This window comes from Streptodolium elevatio (assembly GCF_040649515.1).
Classification (GTDB): domain Bacteria; phylum Actinomycetota; class Actinomycetes; order Streptomycetales; family Streptomycetaceae; genus Yinghuangia; species Yinghuangia elevatio.
In genome coordinates this window covers 13262-37539 of record NZ_JBEZFP010000095.1, presented here as the reverse complement: position 1 = coordinate 37539, position 24278 = coordinate 13262, and the positions used below count along the sequence as shown (strand labels likewise).

Annotated in this window: 21 protein-coding genes; 10 read left to right on the top strand and 11 right to left on the bottom strand. The window is 73.0% G+C overall.

What is annotated here, in order from left to right; all coding sequences use genetic code 11:
* Positions 1-113: 113 nt before the first annotated feature.
* Together AB0C36_RS29640 and AB0C36_RS29635 are read right to left on the bottom strand one after the other, a co-directional pair.
* On the bottom strand, positions 114-500 hold the full coding sequence (locus AB0C36_RS29640) for an MmcQ/YjbR family DNA-binding protein (RefSeq protein WP_358359890.1): 387 nt from the start codon (positions 498-500) through the stop codon (positions 114-116).
* Between the two features lie 7 nt (positions 501-507).
* Positions 508-1905 carry a metallophosphoesterase gene (locus AB0C36_RS29635; RefSeq protein ID WP_358359888.1) on the bottom strand — a complete coding sequence of 466 codons (1398 nt, stop codon included), beginning with the start codon at positions 1903-1905 and terminating at the stop codon, positions 508-510.
* Between the two features lie 110 nt (positions 1906-2015).
* Between AB0C36_RS29635 and AB0C36_RS29630 the strand changes: the two genes are divergently transcribed.
* The 3 genes from AB0C36_RS29630 (at position 2016) to AB0C36_RS29620 (ending at position 5946) form a co-directional block, all read left to right on the top strand.
* Complete coding sequence (locus AB0C36_RS29630; RefSeq protein ID WP_358359886.1) at positions 2016-2636, top strand: SMI1/KNR4 family protein; 621 nt, start codon at positions 2016-2018, stop codon at positions 2634-2636.
* A 208-nt stretch (positions 2637-2844) separates the two neighbouring features.
* Entirely contained in the window at positions 2845-3705 is an 861-nt protein-coding gene (locus tag AB0C36_RS29625) for a hypothetical protein (RefSeq protein ID WP_358359884.1), read from the top strand.
* Positions 3706-4119: 414 nt separating this feature from the next.
* Positions 4120-5946, top strand: coding sequence for a bifunctional 3'-5' exonuclease/DNA polymerase (locus AB0C36_RS29620; protein ID WP_358359882.1), 1827 nt, complete (start codon positions 4120-4122; stop codon positions 5944-5946).
* Positions 5947-6021: 75 nt separating this feature from the next.
* Here AB0C36_RS29620 and AB0C36_RS29615 read toward each other — a convergent pair whose 3' ends face one another.
* The 4 genes from AB0C36_RS29615 to AB0C36_RS29600 all read right to left on the bottom strand — a co-directional run bounded on the left by AB0C36_RS29615 (position 6022) and on the right by AB0C36_RS29600 (position 8810).
* Positions 6022-6888, bottom strand: coding sequence for a DUF1206 domain-containing protein (locus AB0C36_RS29615; RefSeq protein ID WP_358359879.1), 867 nt, complete (start codon positions 6886-6888; stop codon positions 6022-6024).
* Positions 6889-7009: 121 nt separating this feature from the next.
* On the bottom strand, positions 7010-7573 hold the full coding sequence (locus tag AB0C36_RS29610; RefSeq protein WP_358359876.1) for an SRPBCC family protein: 564 nt from the start codon (positions 7571-7573) through the stop codon (positions 7010-7012).
* Between the two features lie 180 nt (positions 7574-7753).
* The gene (locus tag AB0C36_RS29605) at positions 7754-7993 is read right to left on the bottom strand and encodes a hypothetical protein (protein ID WP_358359874.1); all 240 of its coding nucleotides are present in this window, start codon (positions 7991-7993) and stop codon (positions 7754-7756) included.
* A 115-nt stretch (positions 7994-8108) separates the two neighbouring features.
* Positions 8109-8810 carry a TetR/AcrR family transcriptional regulator gene (locus AB0C36_RS29600; RefSeq protein WP_358359872.1) on the bottom strand — a complete coding sequence of 234 codons (702 nt, stop codon included), beginning with the start codon at positions 8808-8810 and terminating at the stop codon, positions 8109-8111.
* A gap of 118 nt (positions 8811-8928) precedes the next feature.
* On the opposite strand from AB0C36_RS29600, the gene AB0C36_RS29595 reads away from it, so the two are divergent.
* A complete protein-coding gene (locus AB0C36_RS29595; RefSeq protein WP_358359869.1) occupies positions 8929-9858 on the top strand; it encodes an SDR family oxidoreductase in 930 nt (309 codons plus the stop codon).
* Positions 9859-10031: 173 nt separating this feature from the next.
* On the opposite strand, the gene AB0C36_RS29590 is transcribed toward AB0C36_RS29595, so the two are convergent.
* From AB0C36_RS29590 to AB0C36_RS29580, 3 genes are all read right to left on the bottom strand, one after another.
* Entirely contained in the window at positions 10032-11300 is a 1269-nt protein-coding gene (locus tag AB0C36_RS29590; RefSeq protein WP_358359867.1) for an NAD(P)-binding domain-containing protein, read from the bottom strand.
* 236 nt (positions 11301-11536) lie between these two features.
* On the bottom strand, positions 11537-12328 hold the full coding sequence (locus AB0C36_RS29585) for a response regulator (protein ID WP_358359865.1): 792 nt from the start codon (positions 12326-12328) through the stop codon (positions 11537-11539).
* Positions 12325-13503, bottom strand: coding sequence for a sensor histidine kinase (locus AB0C36_RS29580; RefSeq protein ID WP_358359862.1), 1179 nt, complete (start codon positions 13501-13503; stop codon positions 12325-12327). The genes AB0C36_RS29585 and AB0C36_RS29580 overlap by 4 nt, the downstream gene beginning before the upstream one ends.
* 242 nt (positions 13504-13745) lie before the next feature.
* On the opposite strand from AB0C36_RS29580, the gene AB0C36_RS29575 reads away from it, so the two are divergent.
* Genes AB0C36_RS29575 through AB0C36_RS29565 form a run of 3 tightly spaced genes read left to right on the top strand, consistent with a single transcriptional unit; the run spans position 13746 to position 17238 of the window.
* The gene (locus AB0C36_RS29575; RefSeq protein WP_358359861.1) at positions 13746-14720 is read left to right on the top strand and encodes an ABC transporter ATP-binding protein; all 975 of its coding nucleotides are present in this window, start codon (positions 13746-13748) and stop codon (positions 14718-14720) included.
* Positions 14717-16336: a DUF1349 domain-containing protein gene (locus tag AB0C36_RS29570; RefSeq protein ID WP_358359859.1), complete on the top strand. Its 1620-nt coding sequence runs from the start codon at positions 14717-14719 to the stop codon at positions 16334-16336. Before AB0C36_RS29575 ends, AB0C36_RS29570 begins: the two co-directional genes overlap by 4 nt.
* The gene (locus AB0C36_RS29565) at positions 16309-17238 is read left to right on the top strand and encodes an ABC transporter permease subunit (protein WP_358359857.1); all 930 of its coding nucleotides are present in this window, start codon (positions 16309-16311) and stop codon (positions 17236-17238) included. The genes AB0C36_RS29570 and AB0C36_RS29565 overlap by 28 nt, the downstream gene beginning before the upstream one ends.
* 13 nt (positions 17239-17251) lie before the next feature.
* Here the strand turns inward: AB0C36_RS29565 and AB0C36_RS29560 are convergent, their stop codons facing one another.
* Positions 17252-18022, bottom strand: a complete 771-nt coding sequence (locus tag AB0C36_RS29560; RefSeq protein WP_358359854.1) for a helical backbone metal receptor — start codon at positions 18020-18022, stop codon at positions 17252-17254.
* A 177-nt stretch (positions 18023-18199) separates the two neighbouring features.
* Between AB0C36_RS29560 and AB0C36_RS29555 the strand changes: the two genes are divergently transcribed.
* Positions 18200-20491, top strand: coding sequence for a terpene synthase family protein (locus AB0C36_RS29555; RefSeq protein WP_358359851.1), 2292 nt, complete (start codon positions 18200-18202; stop codon positions 20489-20491).
* Positions 20492-20634: 143 nt separating this feature from the next.
* Here the strand turns inward: AB0C36_RS29555 and AB0C36_RS29550 are convergent, their stop codons facing one another.
* A complete protein-coding gene (locus AB0C36_RS29550) occupies positions 20635-21573 on the bottom strand; it encodes a LysR substrate-binding domain-containing protein (RefSeq protein ID WP_358359849.1) in 939 nt (312 codons plus the stop codon).
* A gap of 344 nt (positions 21574-21917) precedes the next feature.
* Between AB0C36_RS29550 and AB0C36_RS29545 the strand changes: the two genes are divergently transcribed.
* Both AB0C36_RS29545 and mhpD read left to right on the top strand, forming a co-directional pair.
* A complete protein-coding gene (locus AB0C36_RS29545; RefSeq protein ID WP_358359847.1) occupies positions 21918-23408 on the top strand; it encodes a 2-hydroxymuconic semialdehyde dehydrogenase in 1491 nt (496 codons plus the stop codon).
* Positions 23405-24214, top strand: a complete 810-nt coding sequence (gene mhpD / locus AB0C36_RS29540; RefSeq protein ID WP_358359845.1) for a 2-keto-4-pentenoate hydratase — start codon at positions 23405-23407, stop codon at positions 24212-24214. Before AB0C36_RS29545 ends, mhpD begins: the two co-directional genes overlap by 4 nt.
* Positions 24215-24278: the final 64 nt, after the last annotated feature.

The window sequence follows — 24278 nt, the reverse complement described above, 5'->3', positions numbered from 1 at the left end:
GGCCAAACCCAGGCCGAGCTGCGGCCCGCGCCTTGCGAGCGCACGCACCACGGCCCGCGGGCTAACCGACGCGAATTTGAAGACACTCCCTAGGCCGTCGAGGACCGCGGGGCCTACTCGGAGCCCCGGGCCTTCTCTCCGGGCCAGTCGAGCTTCAGGCGCTCCATCTTCGGCAGCGCCGCAACGATCAGGTCGTACGAGTCCTCGATCATGTCGAGGACCAGGTCGTCGCGGACGCTTCCGTCGAGCGTCACGGTGTTCCAGTGCCGCTTGTTGAGGTGGTAGCCGCCGACGATCGCCGGGTACTCGGCGCGCAGCCGGATCGCCAGCTCGGGATCGCACTTGAGGCTCACCGTGAGCGGCGTGTCGCCCAGCGCGCCGAGCGCGAAGATCTTGCCGCCGACCTTGAACACGGACACATGCGCATTGCGCGGGAACGGGAACTCCTCGCTCGCGCCGTTGAACGCGAGGCACGCCGCCTTCAGTTCTTCGGGTGTCATGTGATGATCATGCCTGGCGGGACGCCAGTTGCACGAGTGTCACGTCCGAGGGCGCGCCGACGCGTACCGGCGGCCCCCATGCCCCGGCGCCCCGCGTGACGTAGAGCTGCGTGTCGCGGTAGCGCTCCAGCCCGGCGACGGTCGGGTTGGCCAGTTCGGCGACGAAGTTGCCCGGCCACAGCTGTCCGCCGTGGGTGTGCCCGGACAGTTGCAGGTCCACCCCGAAGTCGACGGCGTCGTGGATCGCCACCGGCTGGTGCGCGAGCAGGACCGAGGTGCGCGTACGGTCGCGGTCGCCGAGGGCCGCGGCGAAGTCGGGGCCGTCGCCCTCGTCCTCGCCCGCGAAGTCGTTGACCCCGGCGAGGTCGAAGGCGGGCAGTTCGACCCGGGCGTTCTGCAGCGGGTGGATGCCGAGCTCGCGTACGTGCTCCACCCACTCGTCCGCGCCCGAGAAGTACTCGTGGTTGCCGGTCACGAAGAACGCCCCGTGCCTGGCCCGCAGCCCGCGCAGCGGCTCGGCCGCGGACCGCAGGTTGTCCACCGAGCCGTCGACGAGGTCGCCCACCACGGTGATGAGGTCGGGGTTCGTGCTGTTGACCGCGTCCACCACGCGCTGCGCGTGGCCGCGGCCGAGGATCGGCCCGAGGTGGATGTCGCTGACCACCGCGATGCGGAACCCGTGGGCGGCACGCGGGAGTTTGGCGAGCGGCACGGTGACGCGCTTGACGCGCGGCCCGCGCAGGACGCCGTACGCGCCGTACCCGACCGTGGAGGCCGCGACCGCCGCGGCCCCGACGGCGACCGTGCGGGACACGAACAGGCGCCGGGACACGGCTGGTTCGGCTCCGGGGTCGGGCTCGGCTGCGTTGCGCGGCGGTACGGCGGGCAGGCTCGGCGGCTCGGGGTGGTCGGCGCCGAAGGAGTCGGCGGACGCGCGCGTACCGGGCACGTCGGCGGGCACCGTGACCGGTTCGGGCAGCGCTTCGTGCGCGAGGCTGTGCGCGGGGGTGTGCGCGGGGTCTTGGTCTTCCGAGGCCCTGCCGGGGGCCGGTTCGCCGCCAGGTGCGGCGGTCGCCGCGTCGCGGCGGGCGAGGAAGCGGCTGAGCAGCGGGCGTACCGCCTCGCCGACGAGGAGCGCGAGCACGAGGTAGAGCAGCGTCGCGAGCCACAGATAGCCGGGCCAGGCGAGCACGCGTTGCAGGGTGAACGGCGCCTCCGCGCGCGTGGACAGCGTCGCGCCGAAGCTCACGAGCGGGAGGAGGACGACGACCACGGTGCCGACGCGTCGCGCGGGGCCGCCGGGGCGGGTGGTGTCGCGGACCATGCGACGCCACACGTACCAGTGCACCGCGATGATGGCCGCGACCAGCGCGACAATGGCCACGACCACCAGAACAACCGCCACTCGCCGCTCCCCGCATGTGTTCCCTGCCGGAAGCCTACGTTGCGTCCCCCGCACCCCCACCAGGGGCCGCCGTCGCCGGGATGGCGCAGCTGCCTGACACACTCCCGGCCATGGCCTCTGCAGACCTTGACGTGGCAGATCATGAAGTGCGCGACTCGTGGAGCCGAATCGACGCCTGGCTCACCTCGCGCTGCCGTCCGGCCCCGGCCAGGCCGGCGGCGGACGACGCGCGCCTGGCCGCCGTCGAGGCCGAGTTGCGCGTCGCGCTCCCGGCGGAATTACGGGCGTGGTGGCGGCTGACGGGCATCCGTGCCGACTTCTGGATTCCCGAGGTGTTCGCACCGATGAGCCTGGACGACGCCTTGGAGACACGGGAGATCTGGCTGCTCGTCGCGGACGAGGAAGGGCCCGCGGTCGACGGGAACGGTGTACCCGAGCCGCGCTTCCTGCCCGAGTTGCTGCCGATCGCGATGTCCGCCGGCGGCGACGGACTCGTCGTCGACCTCCGAGCGGGCGAGTCCCACGGAGCGGTGTTCCTCTGGGACCACGAGCAATGGGGGCTCGGCGTACCGATGTGGGCGTCGATCGGTGCAATGCTCCAGGACGTTGCCGTCGCGCTCGAAACGGGCGCTCCGGCCCTGCGCGGACAAGCCGCCCTCGGCGGCGCCGAAGCGCCCCGCCTCGCGGTGATCGACGCCTCGGGATACCTGAACTGGCAAGCAGCACACTGAACTTGCGCACCAGGCGGGCGGTCGTGGCCTGCCTCGTGTGAGGGATCCGCGCCGTGCTCTCCACAGCACGCGAGCCCTCTGCGGATGTACCGCCCTCGGTGTCGCCCGAGCGCTCCGCCGCGCGGTCCGGCGCCAGGCCGCCGGGACGCTTAGGGTGATCCGGATGGTCGGCGGGCAGCCGTTCGGACGGGACTCTGGAGAGGGACGCATGGGCATCGGGGATCGCGTACGCGGCATAGGCGGCGCCGTCGGGTCGGCGGCCTCGGCCGGTCGCAGTGCGGTGGGACGCGGGATCAGCGCCCGGCGCGACAACATCGCGTCCGGGGACTGGGCCCGCTCCGCGCTCGGCGAGATCACCGTCCCGGACGCACCGGCGACGGCGGTGTGGGAGCACTCCCTCGGCGTCCTCATCTGCCGCCACCCGCGCATCCCGGCCGCGACCGCCCGTCTGCTGCGTCCGCTCGACGGCCTCGGCGCGGTGCGCTTCGGGCCGGAGGAGGTGGGCTTCGACGGCGAGGACATCGCCTGGGGCAAGGTCACCGGGCTGCGCATGCGCGAGGCGTTCGCCGTGATGACCACGGACGGCCTCGACGGCGAGGTCGACCGCATCCGTGACGTACTGCCGCCGCTGCCCGGCCGCAAGTGGGTGGTCGGCAAGGCGGTGGAGGCCGCCGCGACGGTGATGCTCGCGTCGCTGGAGCAGGCCGCCGAGCGGCGGCTGGACGCGGTCGAGGTGCCGTACGAGATCACCTACAAGGGCTTGTTCGGCCGCGAGAAGACGCTGACCGCGAGCCTGTTCGCGACCGCGCTCCTCGCGCACCAGCCCGGTGTGGCGGAGAGCCTGGTGGCGACCGCGCGTGCGAAGGGCGTCGCGGTCACTCCCGCACCCGCGATGACGGAGGACGCCGCAGCCCGCGCCGCCGGTCTGCGGGCCCGGACCGACGCCATGGCGGAACGCCTGCGCACGGTCCGCGAGGAAGCGGAGCGGCAGGAAGCCGCGGGCTCGCTGGAGGAGGCGGAGGAGGAGGAGAGCGCCGCCACCGCCACCGGCGCACCGAAGGGCGCCTGACCGCCCCCTCCCCGGATCCCGGCGCGTGACGTTTTATCCTCGGATGTCCGTCGACCCCCGGCTCCGGCCGCGACCCGCCGCAAGGCGGTGAGGAGGCACCCCGTGCGCGCTTCCGCGCCCGACGACGCGAGAGGCGCGGACATGGCGGCCGGCGGGCCCCGCTACGACCAGGGTCGGGGACAGCAAGGGCCGACAGCGCCCGGTGCACGACGGGCCGGGCCGGGGCCGCACGCGCAGCCCGAACACCGGCCGACGCCACACGACTCCCCGCGGCACAACTCCCCGTACCCCAGCTTCCCGCACCACAGCTCCCCGCAGGACAGTTCCCCACCGCACGGACCCACGCAGGACGGCCCCTCCCAGCACAGCCCCCGGCAACACCGACCCGCACACCGCGGACCCACGCCCCCGGACATGGCGCAGGTCGCCGGGCAGCAGGGCGACGGGTTCCCACCCGGTTGGGCGCCCGCGGCCCGCGTCGCGGTGGTCCCGGACGCGCAGGGGGCCGGCGGGCGACTGCTCGCGCTGGGCGAGGACGGCTCCGCGCAAGGGGCGCCGTTTCGGGTGCCGGATCTGGCGGCGGCGGTCGACGCGATCGAATCCGGCGGTCACGCGCCGCGCTGGGTGTGGGCGACTTCGGACAGCGCGTACGCGCCGCTCCTGCCGGTCCGCGTGGGCCGCTGCCACGACCTCGCGCTGACCGAGGCGCTGCTGCGTGCGCACGAGGGCCACTTCGGCGACCCGCGTTCGCTCGGCGCCGCATGGGCCCGGCTGCGCGGGCTCCCGGTCCCGGACGACTTGCCCATGGGCGCCCAAGCGGCGGACCAGGGCAGCCTGTTCGCCCCGGACCGGCTGCAACTCCCCTCCGGGGTCGATGCGTTGGACGCCGTCGTGGCGGTGCACTCGGACCAGTTGCGGCGCGTCGCGGCGATCGGCGACGACGGTGCCCGGGCCCGGTTCCGGCTGCTGGTCGCGGCGGAGTCGGCGGGCGGGCTGGTCGCGGCCGAGATGGCGTACAACGGACTGCCCTGGCGCGTGGACGTGCACAACCGCCTGCTGACCGAACTCCTCGGCCCTCGTCCGCAGATCGCCGGTGCCGTGCCGCAGCGCATCGCCGACCTGAACGCGCGGCTGCACGAGGCCCTCGGGACAAAGCCGTTCAACCCCGACTCGCACCAGCAGGTGGTCAAGGCGTTCGCCGAACGCGGTATCCGCCTGACCTCACTCCGCTCGCACTACCTGCGCGGTGTCGACCATCCCGCCGCGGAAATCCTTATCCGGCACAAGGAATTGTCGCGCCTGCATGCCGCGCACGGTTGGGCGTGGCAGGACACGTGGGTACGCGGCGGACGCTTCCGTCCCGAGTACGTGGTTGCCGGTGTCGTCTCCGGGCGCTGGGCCAGCCAGGGCGGCGGCGCGCTGCAGATCCCCCGGATCCTGCGCGGCGCGGTGGTCGCGGACCCGGGCTGGTGCCTCGTCGTCGCCGACGCCGCCCAGCTCGAACCCCGCGTGCTGGCCGCGATGTCGCGCGACGCGGGCCTGGCCCGGACCGCCGCCGCGGGCGACCTGTACGAGGCCTTGGCCGCCGCCGCGTTCCGCGGCGACCGGGACAAGGCCAAGCTCGGTCTGCTGGGCGCGATGTACGGGCAGACCAGCGGCGACATCGGCCCGCTCCTGGCGACGCTGCGCCGCCAGTACCCGCAGGCCATGGGCTTCGTCGAAGCCGCCGCCCGGACCGGCGAAGAAGGCGGCATCGTACGGTCGGTGCTCGGCCGCCCGTGCCCGCCGCCGTCGCCCGAGTGGCTGGACCGCGCCGACCCCGGCGGTGAGCCGGGGCCCGAACGCGCCTTCGGCCAGGGCGGCTTCGACAGGACGTCCGACCGCGGTGCGGAGCGCGGTGACGGTGATGCGGACGCCGCGGGCCGGTCGACGCGCGCCCGGGGGCGGTTCACCCGCAACTTCGTGATCCAGGCGAGCGCCGCCGACTGGGCCGAGGTGCTGCTCGCGACGCTGCGGCAGCACCTCGCGCGGTTCCCGCCGAGCCCGTCGGGGGCCCGCCCGCATCTGGTGTTCTTCCAGCACGACGAGATCATCGTGCACGCGCCGCGCGAGACCGCCGAGGCGGTCGCCGAGACGATCACGCGCTCCGCGGACGAGGCGCGAGGGCTCGTGTTCGGCGACACGCCTGTGCGGCTGCCGATGGTGCCGGTAATCGTGGACAGCTACGCCGAAGCGAAGTGACCGACTTCGGGGAGGCCGGACGACCGGGGGTCCTGATGACCAGGTGACCGGGCGACCCCAACGGACCGGGCGCGCTCAGCGCTTCGCGTTCTTCGGATGGACCTTGCGGTAGCGGGCCTCGAAGGCGCAGTAGACGCCGAAGACGATCAGGCCGGCCGCGATGGCGTACAGCGGCCACGGCCCCAGCGGGCCGCTCGCGGTCTCGCGCAGCGTGTCGTCGAGGCCCTTCGCCTCCTGCGCGTCGAACTTCGCGGCCGCCGCGGTCAGGAACACGCCGACCGCGCAGATCACCACACCGCGCGCCGACCGGCCGATGACGCCCAGGATTTCCACCAGACGGCGCGATTCCTTGGACATCTGTCCGAGCTTCAGCTTGCGGGTGAAGCGTCGCCGCAGTGCGTTGACGACGATGACGACGCCGGCTATCGCGACGGTCAGGCCGACCACGAGGACGAGCCAGCGGCCGCCGGTCTGTTCCATGGTGCGGGCGGTGATGTCCTTGGACTGCTTGTCGGACGACTGCCCGCCGCCGCCCTGCTTTCCGCTTTTGTCGTCGAGGTTGAAGGCGACGACACCAGCGCAAATGGCGGCGTACAGAACGCTCCTGGCCAGCGAGGTCAGGCGTTTGGTCGCCTTGTCGCCGTCGGGGACCGGTTGGCCGTACAGCGCCTCGACGAACCGCCAGATGGCAAGGCCCGCGAACCCGACCGCAATCGCCCACAACATCGCGCTGCCGCCCGGCTGCTCGGCCACCGCACGCAACGCACCCTGACGGTCCGCCTCCTCACTGGTCGCGTCGGCGCCGACCTGCACGGCGAGCGCGCCGACCAGGACGTAGTTGACGCCGCGCGCAATCAGCCCGACGCGGGCAAGCGCGCCGAACCATCTGCTGCCGGCGGCTTCCCGCCCGGCTTCCTGAACTGTGCTGCCACTCGCGGACATGACGGCTCCTCTCGTGGAGCCACTAGCCCGATTCGGCGAGTGCATGCGCAAACAAGCGCCCCGCGCGAAGCGCGGGGCGCTTGTCCGGTCGATCCGCCGGTGCCTTCCGGCGGGGGCAGCGTCAGGTGCGGTGGGCGGCTTCGGCGAAGTGGTCGCGGATCTCCGCGAGGACACGTTCCAGCGCTTCGCCCGGCACCACGACGTCGCCTTTCGCGGGGTCGACGACCGTCAGGGCCCCGGCGGGGCCGTCGGGCACCGGGCCGAGGGCCAGGCCCTCGTGGCCGGGCGTACCGCCGAATTTGCCGGGGGTGCGGCTGTAGCCGGACCGCGCCTCGGCGCTGTCCGGCAGGCCGGGCCAGGTGCCCTCGTCGACCGCGGCGCGGACGATGCAGTGGTTCCAGCCCTCGAGGTCGGGCCCGGGCGCGACCACGATCTCGCCGCGCAGTCGTGGCGAGTCGAGTTCCCAGGCGATGTGCATCTCGTCGCCGTCGGCGTGGGTGCGCAACACCGATGAGTGGCTTCCGCCGTCACGGTCGACGGCGGTCAGCGTCACCGAATCGGGGCCGTGGTCGTCGGCACGGGTGACCATGCCGATGAAGTCCGGGATGCGGTGCGGATCGGACAGCACGTGGAAGACCGTGTCCTGCGACGCGGCCACCTCGACAGCGCGTTCGTGGATCGTCATGGCGCAACCTTCTTCGGTTCCCAGCAAAAGGCCTGCGTGTTGCTTCCCGCAGTTCATGGTCCTACTCGGACGACGCGCGTGCGAACGGACCGCCCGGGGACCGGACGGCGCCCACTCGGCGCGGGACCCCGGGTCCCCCGCGCGTGGCGCCGGGGACCCGGGGTCCGGAAGCTGCGCCGGTCAGTGGCGCTTGCGGCCCTTCGGGCCGGTGTCGCTGCCGCGCGACTGCTTGCGACCCTTGGCGCGGCGGTCCTGCTGAGCGTCGTGTTCGGCGACCAGCGTGTCGGACGCGTTGTCCTGCGCCTGCGGCCGGTCCTGAGCGGAACGGTCGCGCGCCTGGGCCGCGTCGGCACGGTGCGCGGGCTCGGAGAACATCGGGCTCTTGTCCTGAAGATGCGGCTTGGCCTTCTGCTTGGCCATGGTGTGTTCCTCCTTGGGGAGTTCACGGGCTGAACTCCCTTTCACTGTCGCACCGACGATCACGTTCCGCCTCTCGACCGATCACACAGAGCCACGATTCGATCCGAGCGTGGCGCTAAATGTCGGCGCTGCCGCCGCGCGGACGCAGTCCGCGCATCGCCGTCTCGACGACCCGATCGGCGTAATCCGCGTCCAGCGGACCGGTGCGCAGCAGCCACCGGCTGAGCAGCGGGCTCCAGATCGTGTCGACCGCCGCGGCGAGGTCGACGTCGGCGGCGATCTGCCCGGCCTCCTGTGCCGCGCGCAGCCGCCGCAGCTTGAGGTTCTCGACGGGCTTGTGCAGGCGCTCGACGTACGCGGCGGCCAATTCGGGGTCGTTCATGACCTCGGACGTCAGCGCCCGCATGGGCAGGTCGTAGCGGGGGTCGGCCATCTCCGCGACGGTGGCCCGGAGCACGGTCTTCAGGTCCGCCTCGATGTCGCCGGTGTCCGGGAGCGCGGCGGCCGGGACCTCGGCCGGACCGCCCGGATCGCCGGGGCTCCCGGCGGCGGCACCACCCGCGGATTCGCCTTCGCCCGGGTCGCCGGTGGTGAGCATGAGGAAGGCGTCGAAGAGCACCGCCCCCTTGCTCGGCCACCAGCGGTAGATCGTCTGCTTGCCGACGCCGGCCCGGGCGGCGATGGCCTCGATGCTCAGCTTCGCGTACCCGATCTCGCCGGCCAGGTCGAAGGCGGCGGTCAGGATCGCGTGGCGGGACGCCTGGCTGCGCCGCGCCGCGTTGGGGGATTTCTGGGTTTTGTGCTGCTGCTCGGCCATGGGAGGACGGTAGCAGGGAACGAGACGAGACGGACCGTCTTGACAGACCGGAATCCACCGGCCATAGTCATGGCATCAAGCGAGACGCAACGTCTCGTCTAGAGCGAGGAGACACCGTATGCGCACCCCAGTGACCGCCGCCCCCGTCGCCGCGAGCACCGCCGCCGAGGGCCGCGTCTGGTTCGTGACCGGTGCGAGCCGGGGCCTCGGCCGCGCCTTCGCCGAGGCCGCGCTCGGCGCCGGGGACCGGGTCGCCGCCGCGGCACGCAGCGACGACGCGCTGCACGAGCTGGCCGCCGCCCACCCGGGGCGCGTCCTGCCGCTCACCCTCGACGTCACCGACCGGGACGCGGTCTTCGCCGCCGTCGGTCAGGCCGTCGACGCATTCGGCCGGCTGGACATCGTGGTCAACAACGCCGGAACCCTCTCGATGGGCATGATCGAGGAGTTCACCGAGGACGAAGCCCGGGCGCAGATGGAGACGAACTTCTTCGGCGCGCTGTGGGTGAGCCAGGCGGTGATGCCGCACCTGCGCGAGCAGGGGTCGGGGCACATCGTGCAGATCTCCAGCATCGGCGGGTTGGCCGGGTTCCCGCTGTCCGGCATGTACGCGGCAAGCAAGTTCGCCCTGGAGGGCATGAGCGAGGCGCTGGCCATGGAGGCCGCCTCGTTCGGCGTCAAGGTCAGCATCGTGCAGCCGGGCGGCTACTGGACCGACCTGTACACCGCGATGCGCCACACGACGCCGGTCGAGGCGTACGCCCCGCTCCGCGCCGAACTCGAGAAGCAGTGGGCCGAGGGTTCGGTCGACAGCGAACCGCGTCTGGCCGCCGAGGCGTTGCTCAAGCTGGTCGCCAGCGACGAGCCGCCGCTGCGCCTGCTGCTCGGCAGCATGGTGTACGATCTGGCGTTCGACATCGCCCGCGGCCGCATGGCCACCTGGTCCGCGTGGGAGGAGACCAGCCGCGCCGCGGAGAAGGCGGTCCCGATGCCCGGCTCGACGGCCGGCACGACGCCCGGTGCCGAGTCGGACACTTCGGCCTCGTGACGGGCGTCGGCCTGTCCCCGCGCGGGTGGGGACAGGCGTTCGGACGCAAGGTCCGTCAGGCGCGCCGGGGTGCGGTCTTCAGTGCGTACCGCGCCCCGGCCACCGCGTACGGCAGCGCGACCGCGTGCCCGAGAACGGCGACGAACGTCCCGTGACCGCCTGAGACTTGCCCTCTACGAGCGTGGCCGGGGGTCGGCGGGCTGCTCGGCCAATCCTTCGGCGGCACGGGCGGCGGACTCCTGCTTGCGGACCAGCTTTTCCACCAGGCCGCCGAGTCCCGAGGTCAGGGGCCAGCCGACATAGTGCGCCAAGTGAACGACGACCTCGCGCAGTTGATCGCCCGTCAGCTCGCCGCGTTCCATCGCGCTGGAGAACTGGATCTCCAGCAAGTCGTCCTTGCCCAGCGCCGCGAGGACACCGATGGTGAGCAACCGGCGCTGCCGGATGTCGAGTCCGGGCCGGCTCCAGATCTCCCCGAAGAGGTGGTCCACCGTCAGGTCGAGGTACGGTCCGCTCGCCCCCTCCAGGCTCATCGGCAGGCTGTACACCGCGGACATCATGCGCAGGCCCCGGGCCCGGGCGTCCTCCTCCGCCGGGGCGGGCTCCGCGGCGGCCTGCTCGACGTCGTACTCCTCGAGACCGAACACCCGGTGGTAGCCAGGTTCGACGAGACGCGCGACAGGCACCTCCGCGCCGACCTCGTCGGCCAGCGCCATCGCGGCACGCAGGTCCTTGTGGGCCATCGCCGCCGCACTGCGCATCATCTCGGGGGCGGCCCGCGGGCCCATCAACGCCGTGGGCCCTCCTGTCAGTTCGTCGCCCGCCACGACGACCTCGCGCAGCTTGTCCACCTCGATCCCGGACGCCTCCGCCATCCGCCGCGCCTCGTCGGCGGCCGCCCAGACGGTGTACTGCATGTGATTGCGGATCAACTTCGCCCGCATGCCGGTGCCGGGGCCGCCCATGTGCACGACCTTGGAGCTGAACGCCTCGACGACCGGCCGGACCCGGGCGACGGCCTCGTCGCCGCCGCCGACCATCGACACCAGCCGCCCCTTCGCGGCGGCGGCGGGACCACCGGTAACCCCGCAGTCCACCACGTGTACGCCGGACTCCGCCCCGGCCTTCGCCAGGTCCTCCAAGGTGGCCATGGCAATGGTGCTCAGCACCAGCACGACCGCCCCCGCGGGCAGCGCGCCGAAGGCGCCGTCCGGGCCGGTCAGTACCGCTCGCGCCTGGGCGTCGTCGAAGACCGCGACCACCAGCGCGTCCCCGTCCGCGGCGGCCTCGGCCGGGGTCGCCGCCCCCGCGGCGCGGTCCCGGAACGCCTCGACCGCCGCCGGGTCCACGTCGTACACGGCGACGTCGAAGCCCCCGTCGACGAGTGCACCCGCGACCCCCGAGCCGATCATCCCCACGCCGACAACCGCGACCTTGGCCATGGCACACGCCTTCCCTCGGTCGACGCCGCGGCCCCGACCACCACCCGTTCTGACACCCCGTCAGCGCAGGCTAGGTCCCCGGCACAGGCGTTGCAACGGCAGGCCGCCTCGACGGGGGCCTGCAAATCGGTGCGTTTCCGGGCCGATTCGGCGATCTTGGTGACCCCCGGCGATCTCGGCCGCCCTGACGGTCCCGGCGATCGTGGCGGCAGCGGTGACCCCGGCCGTCCCGGCGGTCACCCGGACGCGGGGCCGCCGGGAACGACGAGGCCGGACTCGTACGCGGCGACGACCGCCTGGGTGCGGTCGCGCAGCCCCAGCTTGGCCAGGACCCGGCTGACATGCGTCTTGACCGTCTCCTCGCTGACCAGGAGGTGCCCGGCGATCTCGGGGTTGGACAGGCCCGCGGCGAGGAGCCGCAGCACCTCGGTCTCGCGCGGCGTCAGGGCTCCGAGGCGCGTGTCCTCGGCCGCCGGGGCCGGCGGCTTCGGGCGCATGCGCGCGAATTCGGCGATCAGCCGCCGGGTCACCGTCGGGGCGAGAAGGGCCTCGCCGGAGGCCACGACGCGGACGGCGTCGAAGAGGCGCTCGGCGGTGACGTCCTTCAGCAGGAAGCCGCTCGCGCCGGCGGCGAGCGCGTCGTAGACGTGTTCGTCGAGGTCGAACGTGGTCAGGATGAGGATGCGCGGTGCGCCGGCCCGGGCACCGACCGCCCCCACGGCGTCGTCCGGACGCCCGGCGTCAGGTAGCGCCGCGGTGCCGCGTACCGCCTCGCCGCGGGGGTCGGCTCCGGCGTCGTGCGCGACGATGCGCTCGGTCGCCTCGATGCCGTCCATGCCCGGCATCCGTACGTCCATCAGCACCACGTCGGGGTGGGCCTCGGCGCACACGCGCACTGCCTCGCCGCCGTCGGCCGCGGTGCCGACCACCGCGAAGTCCGGCTGCGTGGCCAGCAGGCCCGCGAAGCCCGCGCGTACCACCTCGTGGTCGTCGACCACGACGATCCTGATCGGTGCCGTGCCGGTCACGTCCCCTCCCCCTGCGCCCCCGGCGCGGGCAGGCGGGCCTCGACGACGAAACCGCCGCCCGGTGCCGCCCCCGCGTTCAGCTCGCCGCCGACCATCGCCGCCCGCTCCCGCATCCCGACCAGCCCGTGCCCCGCAAGCGCCCCCGGCACCTTGCCTCCTCTGTCGCGCGGTCCGGGCCCGTTGTCCCTGATCCGCAGCCTGATCCCGGTCTGTGTGTAGCGCAGTTCGACGTCGACCGCCGCGCCGGGAGCGTGGCGGCGGGCATTGGTCAGGGCCTCCTGCACGATGCGGTACGCGGTCAGCTCGATCCCCGGGTCCAGCGGCACGACGCGCCCGTGCACGATCAGCCGGGTCGCCCCGCCCGAGGTGTCCCGGGCGTCGTCGACCAACTCGATGAGCTGCTGGAGCGCGGGCTGCGGCTTCCGCCCCGGGCTCTCCCCCGCGTCCTCGCGCAGCACGCCGAGCAGTCGGCGCATCTCGGTGAGTGCCGCCCGTGCGGTGTCGCCGATCGCGAGGAAGCGCCTGGCCCCGTCGGGCGGCAGGCCCGTCGTCGTCAGCCGGGCGTTCTCGGCCTGCACGGAGATCATCGAGATGTGGTGCGCGACCACGTCGTGCAGTTCGCGGGCGATCCGGGCCCGCTCGCCGCGGGCCGCGTGTTCGAGCAGGCTGTCGGCCACCGCCTGGGCGGCCGCGCTGTACACGCGGGCCTCGTTGCGGGCCCGCCGGGCGATCCCGGCCCCGGCCGCCGCCGCGGTCAGCGAGGCGAGCGTCAGCGTGAGGGTCCGCTCCCCCAGGCCGAGGTCGGGCGCGGCGGCGATCGCGTAGCCCAGGAACAGCGGGACCGGCAGGGCGGCGAGCACGCGCTTGTTCTGCCGCCCGAGCTGGTGCACGACGGTGAGCTGGGCCGCCGTCCCCGCGACGGTGAGGAGGTGGAAGGGGGTCATGGCCACGAAGTTGGCGGTCGTCACGAGCACCGCGGCCGACACCGCATGCGTCGGCATCAGGACGAGGGGCACCGTCGTGATCAGGGCGAGCAGGAGGACGAGCGGGTGCTCCTGCTCGCCGAAGCCCGCGTCCGGCCCCGGCAGGCGCAGGACGGTCTCCAGGAAGGCGAGCACCCCGAGCAGCACGCCCGCGACCAGCGGTGCGTGCGGTGAGGCCGCGATCCTGCCCATGACCGACATCGGTGTGTACGTCCCCTTCTTCCCCCGGTCCGGCCGGGCGCGGGCCGCCTCGCCGGAGATCCGCGTACGCCATTGTCACCGCCCCGTCGGCCGCCCGGCGTCCCCCGGGGCAGCCTTCCCGGCATCCCCCGCACGGGGGACGCGGGCCTCCCCCGGTCCCCCGCGCCGGGGCCGCCCAAGACGGCTCCCGTGCGTGACGACCCGGGTGGCGCCCGCTCCCTAATCTCCTCGGCATGGACGCAACCATCGAAGTCTCGGACCTGCGCAAGCGGTTCGGTCCGGCCGTCGCCGTCGACGGCCTGTCGTTCACGGCGCGCCCGGGCCAGGTCACCGGATTCGTCGGTCCCAACGGGGCCGGCAAGTCCACGACGATGCGGATGATTCTGGGCCTGGACGCGCCCGACGGGGGACAGGCGCTGATCGGCGGCCTCCCCTACCGCGCGATCCGCACACCTCTGTACGAGGTCGGCGCGCTGCTGGACGCCGCCGCGGTGCACCCGAGCCGCCGCGGCCGGGACCACCTGCTGTGGCTGGCGCACTCGCACGGCGTCCCGACGCGCCGCGTCGACGACCTGCTGGAGCAGGTGGGCCTCGCCTCGGCCGCACGGCGCCGGGCCGGCGGCTACTCGCTCGGCATGCGGCAGCGCCTCGGCATCGCGGCGGCGCTGCTCGGCGATCCGCCGGTGCTGCTGCTCGACGAGCCGGTCAACGGCCTCGACCCGGAGGGCATCCGCTGGATCCGGGGCTTCCTGAGGTCGCTCGCCGCGGAGGGCCGCACGGTGCTCATCTCCAGCCACCTGATGAGCGAGTTGGAGGACAGCGCCGACCACTTGGTGGTGGTCGGGCGCGGACGGCTGATCGCCGACACGAGTGTGGCCGAACTCCTGGCCGCGGCGTCCGGCGACCGGGTGGCGCTGCGCACCGGCGCGCGCACCCAGGCGATGGGCGTGCTGACGGATGCGGGAGGCACCGTCGCGGCGACGGGACGGGACACCCTGACGATCACGGGGCTCCCCGCCGAGCGCATCGTGGCGCTGCTGGGCGAGCACGGCGTGCCGTTCTCGGAAGTGGCGGCACACCGGGCCTCGTTGGAGGAGGCGTACATGGAACTGACGCGTGACTCGGCCGAGTTCCGGGCTACCTCGAATGGCGACGGCGACGCGCGGATGAACGGCGCAAGCGGCGCGGACACCGGGGAGGGGCGATGACGACGCAGACTCCCCCCAAGCCGGCCGCCTACCGGTCCGCCCTCACCCGGGGCGGCGACGGCTTCGTCCGTCTGCTGCACGCGGAATGGACGAAGCTGCGCACGGTACGCCGCTGGACGATCGTGATGCTGAGCGCCGTCGCGGTGACGATCCTGGTCTCCACGCTCTCCGCGGGCGGCGATTCGGTGAGCGGGGGCGGCGGCGGAGCACCGCCGCGCGGACCGGACGGCACCCGGGTCGTCGACGCGTTCCAGTTCGTCGGGCAACCCCTCGCCGGCGACGGGACGGTGACCGCACGGGTCACCGGCCTGACCCGGGACACCGCCGAGGAGGACGACAGGAGCATGGCCCTCGGGGGCGGCAAGCCCGCGCCGTGGGCCAAGGCCGGCATCATCGTGAAGGCGTCCACGACGCCCGGTTCGACGTACGCGGCGATGATGCTCACCCAGTCGCACGGGGTGCGGTTCCAGACCGACTTCACGGTCGACCGGGCGGGCAGCTCCGCGCCGCCGTCGTCGCCCCGGTGGTTGCGGCTCACCCGCGCCGGGAACGTCGTGACCGGCTACGAGTCGGCCGACGGCGTGGTCTGGGACAAGGTCGGATCGGCCACGCTCGAGGGACTGCCGGCGAGCGCCGAGGTGGGGCTGTTCGTCACGTCCCCGGGGCTGTTCGCCGTCGAGCGGCAGTTCGGCTCGACCTCGGTCGAGGGCGGTCCCTCCTCGGCGACCGGCACCTTCGACGGATTCTCCGTCGACGGCAGGACCGAAGGTCCGGTCCGCGGTGTCGACGTCGGCGCACCCCCGCGCGGGCCCCGTGTCCCGGGCGCGCCGGACCGGCCGGACGGGCCCGCGGGAGAGGGACCCGGTCCCGACGGCCCCGGGAACAACACGGCGTCCGAGTCCGGCGGCGTGCACACCCTCACCGCCTCCGGCGACATCGCGCCGATGGAGTCCGAGACCGATCTCGCGCAGCGCTCGCTGGAGGGCGCGATGATCGGCCTGATCCCGCTCGCGGCGCTGGGCGTGCTGTTCATCACCGCGGAGTACCGCAAGGGCATGATCCTGACGACGTTCACGGCAAGTCCGCGGCGTGGACGGGTACTTGCCGCGAAGGCGCTCGTGTTGGGCACGGCGGCGTTCGCGGTCGGACTGGTGGCGTCGGTCGCCTCGTTCCTGATCGGCCAGCCGCTGCTGCGCTCGTCGGGCCTCCGGCCGCCGCAGTTCCCGGAACCGTCGCTGGGCGACGGACGGGTGTTCGCCGCGGTGGTCGGCACCGCCGGAGTGCTCGCCCTGGTAGCGGTGTTCGCCATGGCGCTCGGCGCGCTGCTGCGCAACACCGCCGCGGCGGTGAGCGTCATCATCGTGCTGCTGGTGCTGCCGCAGATCCTGCTGTCCGGACTGCCGTTGGACGCGGCCCGGTTCATCATGCAAGCGACACCGGTGGCCGGGTTCGCGGTGCAGCGGACCACCGACGACTTCGGCCAGGTCGACAGCGCGTGCATACCGGAGGACGGCTGCTACCCGCAGGCTCCCTGGGCCGGTTTCGGCGTGCTGTTGCTGTACACGCTCGCCGCGCTGGCGCTGGCCGCGTGGCGGATCCGCCGGCGCGCGGCATGAACATCGGGATCGGCGCGACCCCGCGCACCGAAGCGGGCAAGGCTCCGGCGGTCGCCGCCGACCACCGGGATCCGGGGAGGGCTGCGGTCCTCCCCGGATCCCTGGTCCGGTCCCTGCTCCGGGACTTGCACGCCGAGTGGACGAAACTGCGGACCCTGACCAGCACTTGGTGGCTCATCGCGGCAATCGTCGTGCTCACCACAGCCGTCGGGGCGCTGACGACGGGCGCGGTGGACACCGACCAGTGCCGCACCGACGCATCCTGCGGCGAGGACGTCGTCAAGCTCAGCCTGACCGGCACCTGGGTCGGCCAGACGGCCGTCGCGGTGCTGGCGGTCCTCGCGGTCTCCGGCGAGTACGCCACCGGCATGATCCGCACGACACTCACCGCGATGCCGGTCCGGCTCCGCGTCCTCGGCGCCAAGGCCGCGGTCTTGGCGGCGGTGGCCGCGGCGGCGGGTACCGCGGCGGTCCTCGCCTCGGTCGCCGTCGGGCGGTACCTGCTGATCGGCGGCGGCTTCACCCGGGCGCACGGCTACGAGCCGCTGTCGCTCGCCGACGGGCCCACCGCTCGCGCGGCGTTCGGCACCGTGCTCTACCTCGTGCTGATCGCCCTGCTGAGTGCGGGGATCACGTGGCTGCTGCGCGACACCGCGGGTTCGCTCACCGCGGTCCTGGGCCTGCTGTACGTCTTCCCCGTCCTCGCGTCGCTGGTCTCGGACGACAAGTGGATGGAACGGCTCAACGAGATCGGCCCCGCTTCGGCGGGCATGGCGGTCCAGACGACGGTCGACATGGCGTCGGCGCCGATCGGTCCCTGGACGGGGCTGGGAGTTCTCGCGCTGTGGGCGGCCGCCTGTCTGGCGCTGGGCGCCACCGCCCTGCTGCGCCGCGACGCCTGACGGATGCCCGGAATCAGCGCAGTGCGCGGGCGAGTTCGTCGGCGGCCTCGGTCAGGGACGGGCCGTACCACGTGAGGTGACGGCCGCTCAGCAGGACGGTCCGGGTCCCGGGGAAGCACTCGGGTCCGTCGTCGGCCGTGAAGCGGTACGGCTCGTCGGGCAGAACCACGAGGTCCGGCGCGGCGGCGACCAGGTCGTCCAGGCCGACGCGCGGGTAGCGCTCCGCGTCGTCGGCGTAGAGGTTGGCGATACCCAACCGGCGTAGCAGGTCCCCGGCGAACGTGTCGCGCCCGACGACCATCCACGGCCGGCGCCAGATCGGCACCACCGCGGTCCGGGGCGGCCGGGCGGCACGGTCGATCCGTGCCCACGCCGCCTCGGCCCGTCCCAGCCACTCCGGCTCGTCCAGTCGGCAGGCGCCGCACAGCAGGCGGCGCAGCGAGGCGAACGCCTCGTCGAGAGTGCGGACTTGGGTGACCCAGACGGCCAACCCCCTGTCGCGCAATGCGTCCAGGTCGGGGACGCGGTTCTCCTCCTCGTTGGCGATCACCAGGTCGGGTGCGAGGTCGGCGACGGCGTCGAGGTCCGGGTTCTTCGTGCCGCGTACGCGCACCACGTCCAGATCCGCGGGGTGGCTGCACCAGTCGGTCGCACCCACCAGCAGCCCGGGCGCGGTGGCCGCGACGGCCTCGGTGAGCGACGGCACGAGGGACACCACCCGGCGCACCCGGTCGGGGACCGGGACGGCGTACCCCAGGTCGTCGGTGTCGCGCTGCTCGGTCATCGGCACTCCTGTTCGACGGACTTCCAGAGTAGGTGGGGTCTTTGCGGGCAGGCGCCGGAAAAGCTCGCGGCCGGGCATTTTGTATGACTGTTCCGTCCCCCGGATAGCCGCCAACCGGTCGGGGTAATGCCCAGTCGTCCGGGTGGCGGAAATCGGGGGAATGGCCGAGGGGGTCTCGTGACGCAGCCTTTCGAACTGCCGGCGTTCTACATGCCGTATCCGGCGCGGCTCAATCCGCATCTCGAGGCGGCGCGGACGCATACGCGCGATTGGGCCCGCGAAATGGGGATGCTGGAGGGGTCGGGCATCTGGACCACCGGGGATCTGGACGCCCACGACTACGCGCTGCTGTGCTCGTACACCCATCCTGATTGCGACGAGACGAAGTTGTCGCTGGTCACGGACTGGTACACGTGGGTCTTCTTCTTCGACGACCATTTCCTGGAGGTGTACAAGCGGTCGCAGGACCGGGACGGTGGAAAGGCTTATCTGGACCGGCTTCCGCTGTTCATGCCGGTGGACCTGGCAAGCGGGTTCCCGGAGCCGACGAATCCCGTCGAGGCGGGGCTCGCGGACCTGTGGGCGCGTACCGTCCCCTCGATGTCGGAGGACTGGCGGGCGCGATTCGCCGAGCACACGGCGAACCTGCTCAACGAATCCCTGTGGGAATTGTCGAACATGAACGCGCACCGGATCCCCAATCCGGTGGAGTACATCGAGATGCGCCGCAAGGTCGGCGGCGCGCCGTGGTCGGCGAACCTCGTCGAGTTCGCGGCCGGGGCGGAAGTGCCGCCGGCGATCGCCGAGTCGCGTCCGTTGCGCGTGCTGCGCGAGACGTTCGCGGACGGCGTGCACCTGCGCAACGACCTGTTCTCGTACGAGCGGGAGACGCTTGACGAGGGCGAGCTGAGCAACGGCGTTCTCGTCCTGGAGACCTTCTTCGGCTGCGGCACGCAGGAGGCCGCGGACGCCGTCAACGAGCTGCTGACCTCACGGCTCCAGCAGTTCGAGGACACCGTCTTCACGGAGCTGGGACCGCTGTTCGCGGAGTACGGCACCGACCCGCGGGGCTGCGCGGACGTCCTCGCGTACGTCAAGGGGCTCCAGGACTGGCAGTCCGGCGGCCACGAATGGCACATGCGTTCGTCGCGCTACATGAACAAGGGCGTCGATCTGAGCGGCGGCGGCAGCCCCCCGTTCCCGTTCGCGCCGTCGGGACTGGGCATGTCGGCCGCCAACATCGTCGCCACGCTCAACCGGGTGCAACGCCGCATGCACCACCAACACCCGGTCGGTCCCTCGCCGTTGCCGCAGTTTGCGCTGCCGTTCTCGGTGCGGGTCAGTCCGCACCACCAGGCCGCGCTGCGGGCATCGGTGGCGTGGGCCCGCGAGATGGGCATGCTCGAACCGCAGCCGGGCGATCCCGGCTCGGACATCTGGACCGAAGAGATGCTGGAGGGCTTCGACTTCGCCCTGTGCTCGGCCGGGCTCGACCCGGACGCGACGCGGGAGGAACTGGACCTGTCGGCGAAGTGGCTGACCTGGGGGACGTACGTCGACGACTACTTCCCCGCGCTGTACGGCCGGACCGGCGATGTCGCGGGCGCGAAGCTGCGCGCCGACCGGCTCATGGCGCAGATGCCCGTGGACCTGGGAGAGCCGCCCGCGCCCGCGACGGTCATGGAGCGCGGCGCCGCCGACCTGTGGATGCGGACCGCCCCCGCCATGCCGCGACGCGTGCGGCAGGACTACCACGACTCCGTCCGCAAGATGCTCGACGGCTTCGTCTGGGAGGTCGCCAACCTCTCGCACCACCGCGTACCGGATCCGATCGACTACATCGAGATGCGCCGCGCGACCTTCGGGTCCGACCTCACCATGAGCCTGTGCCGCCTCAAGCACGGCGCGGACGTCCCCGACGAGGTCTTCCGCAGTGGCCCGGTGCGCTCCCTGGAGAACTCGGCGGTCGACTACGCGACGCTGCTCAACGACCTCTTCTCCTACCAGAAGGAGATCGAGTTCGAGGGCGAGGTGCACAACGCGCTGCTCGTCGTCGAGACGTTCTTCGGCTGCGACCACGACACGGCGATCGGGATCGTCACCGACCTGATGAACCAGCGGCTGAGCCAGTTCCAGCACGTCGTATCGCACGAACTCCCCGTTCTGTACGGGGACTTCGACCTCAGTCCGGCGGCGCGTGCGGGCGTGGAGGCGTACGTCGACGACCTGCGCAACTGGCTCGCCGGCATCTTGCACTGGCACCAGGGCGTCAAGCGGTACGACGAGGCCACGCTGCAACGCAACTTCGCGCCCGCGCCCACGCGCTCGCCGGCGAAGCCGGGCGTGCCGTCCGTAGCCTCCGTACCCGCGACGGCGTCCGTACCGTCCATGCCGTTCACGGTCCCCGGCATCTCGGGGTTGGGGACGTCGGCCGCCCGGGTGCGCGAACTGCTGGGTCGCACCGGATAGACCGGCGCTCCCTCCGGGACAGGCACGGCGGACCGGTCCATCCGCTCCGGCCCGCCGTGCCGCCTGGCGCACCTTGCGTACAGACCGGTCAGACGCCGATCAGGCGTCGGTCGGGCGCCGGTCGAGCGCCGGTCACACTCCCGTCACACACCGGCCAAGGCCGCGCCCAACTCCTCGCCCTCGACCTCCAGGTGCCGCACGAACTCGCGGACCGCGGGGGTCATCGTGCGCCCCGCTACCAGAGTCGTCCCGACCGTGCGACGGACCGACTCCAAGGGCACCGGCAGCGGCGCCAGTTGATCGTCGCCGGTGACCACCAGCTCGGGCAGCGCCGCGATCATGTCGGTCGCCAGCAGCAGGGCGCGGACCGTCAGGATGGATGTGCATTCGACGCGGTCGGCCGGCAACGGGAGCCCGCTGCGGTCGAACAACGCCTCCAACTCGCCGCGCAGTGTGGTCTGTTCGAGCGGCAGGATCCAGGGGTGGGCGAGCGTCTCGGCGAGCTCCACCTCACGGCCCGCCAGGTGCAGGGGGTGCGACCGGCGCGCCATGAGCCGGATGGGCTCGTGGTAAAGGGCGTGCTGGCGTACGCGCCCCGGCTCCGGCGGCGGACTCAGCCGCCCGACGACCACGTCCACCTCTCCCGCCAGCAACTGCTGGTACAGCACGTCGTACGTCGCCTCGCGCACCACGACCGTGACCCTCGGACGCTCCCGCTTCAGCGCCGCCACAGCGCGCGGCAGCAGCACGCTCGTGCCCGCCAGAAGGGTCCCGACCGTGACCGTGCCCGTCTGGCCCTCGCGGAGCCCGGCCAGGTGCTCCCCCGCACGCCGCACCTCCGCCAGCACGAGCCGGGCGTGCTCGACCATCGCCGTCCCGTAGACCGTCGCGGTCATGCCGCGCGGCCCCCGGTCGAACAGGCGCGCGCCGACCAGGTCCTCCAGCTCGCGCAGGGTCCGCGTCGCCGCCGGCTGCGTGAGGTGCAGCGCCTCGGCGGCCCGCACGACGCTGCCGTGCTCGGCCACCGCGACCACGAGCCCGAGATGACGGAACTTGAGCCGTCCGTCGAGAAGGTCGATCACCTGCGGTCCCCTGCCTTTCGCCGCCCCGCGGCCCGTCCACCGGCCGAGCACCCGACCTGCCGCCCCGCGCATTGGCTGACCTGCCGAACAGCTGACCGGCTGACCAGCCGCGATGCCGCTACATCTATCACGGTATATCTCTGACCCGAAATGGCATTGGTTCGGCATGCCTCCTTCTCGGGATGATGCGTGCACAAGGCATACGCCGACGCGGCACCGCACAGCGCCACTCGACCGCACAGCGCCAAAGGCACAGCGCCACCGCTCAACACGGCACAGTCGCCGCGCGGCATCGCGGCCAAGCGCCGCCCCAACGTCCCGTCTCTCCCGAGGAGGCCCCTCAGGTGGCCCCGCAGCCCCCCGCTCCGGCACCCCGGCCCACCCGCTGGGCGCACTACATCGCCGGCCGTTTCGAGACCGCGAGCGAAGGCGACCCCTTCGACCTCGTGGACCCGGTCACCGGGCAGGTGTTCGGCAGCGTCCCGCACGCGGGCCGCACCACCGTCGACCGCGCGGTGGCGGCCGCCCGCACCGCACTCACCGGCCCCTGGGGCGATCTGGACACCGCCGGCCGCTGCCGGGTGCTGCGCCGCATCGCGGACGGCATCGAGGCCCGCTTCGCGGAGTTCGTCGCCGCGGAGATCGCGGACACCGGCAAGCCGTACGCGCTGGCCTCCTCGGTCGACATCCCGCGCGGCATCGCCAACTTCCGCAGCTACGCCGACCTCGCGCTCGGCCGGGCCGAGGAGGCGTACCGCACCACCACCCCCGACGGCCTGGGCGCGCTCAACTACACCGTGCGCCGCCCGCTCGGCGTGGTCGCGATCGTCTCGCCGTGGAACCTGCCGCTGCTCCTGCTGACCTGGAAGGTCGCCCCGGCGCTCGCGGCCGGCAACACGGTCGTCGCCAAGCCGTCCGAGCTGACCCCCTCCACGGCCACGCTGCTCGCCGAGGTCATGGACGAAGCCGGGGTTCCCGAGGGCGTGTTCAACCTGGTCCACGGGCTCGGGACGGACAGCGCGGGCGAGTTCCTCACCTCGCACCCGGACGTCGACGCGATCGCCTTCACCGGTGAGACCCGCACCGGCACCGCCATCATGGGTGCCGCCGCCCGCAACCTGACTCCGGTCTCCTTCGAACTGGGCGGCAAGAACGCGGCGTTGGTCTTCGCCGACGCCGACTTCGAGCGGGCGGTCGACGGCACCGTGGCCTCCGCGTTCACCAACAGCGGCCAGGTGTGCCTGTGCACGGAGCGCGTGTACGTCCAGCGGGAGGTCTTCGACGAGTTCGCCGCCGCCCTCGCGGCGCGCGCCAAGGACCTGGTGCTCGGCCGCCCGTACGAGGACGGCACGCGCCTGGGACCGCTGGTCTCCGCCGAGCACCGGGCCAAGGTGCTCGGCTACTACGCCCAGGCGGCGCGCGACGGGGCGGTGCTCGCCGGCGGCGGCGTACCGTCGTTCGGCGACGACCGCGACGACGGCTTCTACGTCGAACCCACCGTGCTCGCCGGGCTGCCGGAGTCGCACCCGGTCGTCCGCGAGGAGATCTTCGGACCGGTGTGCCACCTGGCGCCGTTCGACAGCGAGGACGAAGCGGTACGGCTGGCCAACGACAGCCCGTACGGCCTCGCGGCCTCCGTCTGGACCACCGACCTGTCGCGCGCGCACCGCGTCGCACCGCGCCTCGACGTCGGCATCGCCTGGGTCAACTGCTGGAACCTGCGCGACCTCCGCACGCCCTTCGGCGGCGTCAAGTCCTCCGGCATCGGCCGCGAAGGCGGCGTGCACTCCCTCGACTTCTTCTCCGAGCCGACGAATGTGTGTGTGAAGTTGTGACGGACCGACAGATTCTCGTCGAGGCGGCCGACCGGCTGGACCGGGCGCGGGAGACCGGCGCGCCGTGCGATCCGGTGCGCGACCTGCTGCCCACGGGCGACGTCGCCGCCGCGTACGCGGTGCAACGCATCCAGACGGAACGCCGGGTGGCCGCCGGGCGCCGGGTGGTGGGCCGCAAGATCGGCCTGACCTCCGCCGCCGTGCAGAAGCAACTCGGCGTCGACACACCCGACTTCGGGGTGCTCTTCGACGACATGGCGGTCCCCGACGGTGCCGAGATCCCCTTCGGGGCGGTGCTCCAGCCGCGGGCCGAGGCCGAGGTGGCGCTCGTCCTCGAACACGACCTGCCACACGAGCGCACCACCGTGGCCGACCTCATCCGCGCGACGGCCTTCGCCCTCCCGGCGATCGAGGTGGTCGGCAGCCGCATCCGCGACTGGGACATCACCATCACCGACACGGTCGCCGACAACGCGTCGTCCGGCCTGTACGTGCTGGGCGGGCGCCCCACCCGGCTGCGCGACATCGACCTGCGGACCGTCGGCATGGTGATGGAGCGCCGCGGCGAGCAGGTCTCCGTCGGCGCGGGCGCGGCCTGCCTCGGGCACCCGCTCAACGCCGCGCTCTGGCTCGCCGACGCCCTGGCTGCCCAGGGCGACCACCTGCGCGCGGGCGACACCGTGCTCACCGGCGCGCTGGGCCCCATGGTCGCCGCCGCGCCGGGGGACGTGATGGAGGCACGCATCCAGGGGTTGGGCACCGTCCGGGCCGCATTCGGCCGCAGGGCCGAGGACGGTGCGCCGTGACCCTCCCTCGCGTCACCCCGTGCGCGGCGGCAGCACGCCGCGCCGCCCCCCTCGTGAACGGAGA

Excerpts from the sequence above, each read along its gene's own strand:
- AB0C36_RS29575 (WP_358359861.1), top strand. The coding sequence starts at position 13,746 with ATGGACGCAACCATCGAAGTCTCGGACCTGCGCAAGCGGTTCGGTCCG.
- AB0C36_RS29570 (WP_358359859.1), top strand. The coding sequence starts at position 14,717 with ATGACGACGCAGACTCCCCCCAAGCCGGCCGCCTACCGGTCCGCCCTC.
- AB0C36_RS29610 (WP_358359876.1), bottom strand. The coding sequence starts at position 7,573 with ATGACGATCCACGAACGCGCTGTCGAGGTGGCCGCGTCGCAGGACACG.
- AB0C36_RS29630 (WP_358359886.1), top strand. The coding sequence starts at position 2,016 with ATGGCCTCTGCAGACCTTGACGTGGCAGATCATGAAGTGCGCGACTCG.
- AB0C36_RS29595 (WP_358359869.1), top strand. The coding sequence starts at position 8,929 with ATGCGCACCCCAGTGACCGCCGCCCCCGTCGCCGCGAGCACCGCCGCC.
- AB0C36_RS29590 (WP_358359867.1), bottom strand. The coding sequence starts at position 11,300 with ATGGCCAAGGTCGCGGTTGTCGGCGTGGGGATGATCGGCTCGGGGGTC.
- AB0C36_RS29580 (WP_358359862.1), bottom strand. The coding sequence starts at position 13,503 with ATGGGCAGGATCGCGGCCTCACCGCACGCACCGCTGGTCGCGGGCGTG.
- AB0C36_RS29615 (WP_358359879.1), bottom strand. The coding sequence starts at position 6,888 with ATGTCCGCGAGTGGCAGCACAGTTCAGGAAGCCGGGCGGGAAGCCGCC.
- AB0C36_RS29605 (WP_358359874.1), bottom strand. The coding sequence starts at position 7,993 with ATGGCCAAGCAGAAGGCCAAGCCGCATCTTCAGGACAAGAGCCCGATG.
- AB0C36_RS29600 (WP_358359872.1), bottom strand. The coding sequence starts at position 8,810 with ATGGCCGAGCAGCAGCACAAAACCCAGAAATCCCCCAACGCGGCGCGG.
- AB0C36_RS29620 (WP_358359882.1), top strand. The coding sequence starts at position 4,120 with ATGGCGCAGGTCGCCGGGCAGCAGGGCGACGGGTTCCCACCCGGTTGG.
- AB0C36_RS29640 (WP_358359890.1), bottom strand. The coding sequence starts at position 500 with ATGACACCCGAAGAACTGAAGGCGGCGTGCCTCGCGTTCAACGGCGCG.
- AB0C36_RS29625 (WP_358359884.1), top strand. The coding sequence starts at position 2,845 with ATGGGCATCGGGGATCGCGTACGCGGCATAGGCGGCGCCGTCGGGTCG.
- AB0C36_RS29560 (WP_358359854.1), bottom strand. The coding sequence starts at position 18,022 with ATGACCGAGCAGCGCGACACCGACGACCTGGGGTACGCCGTCCCGGTC.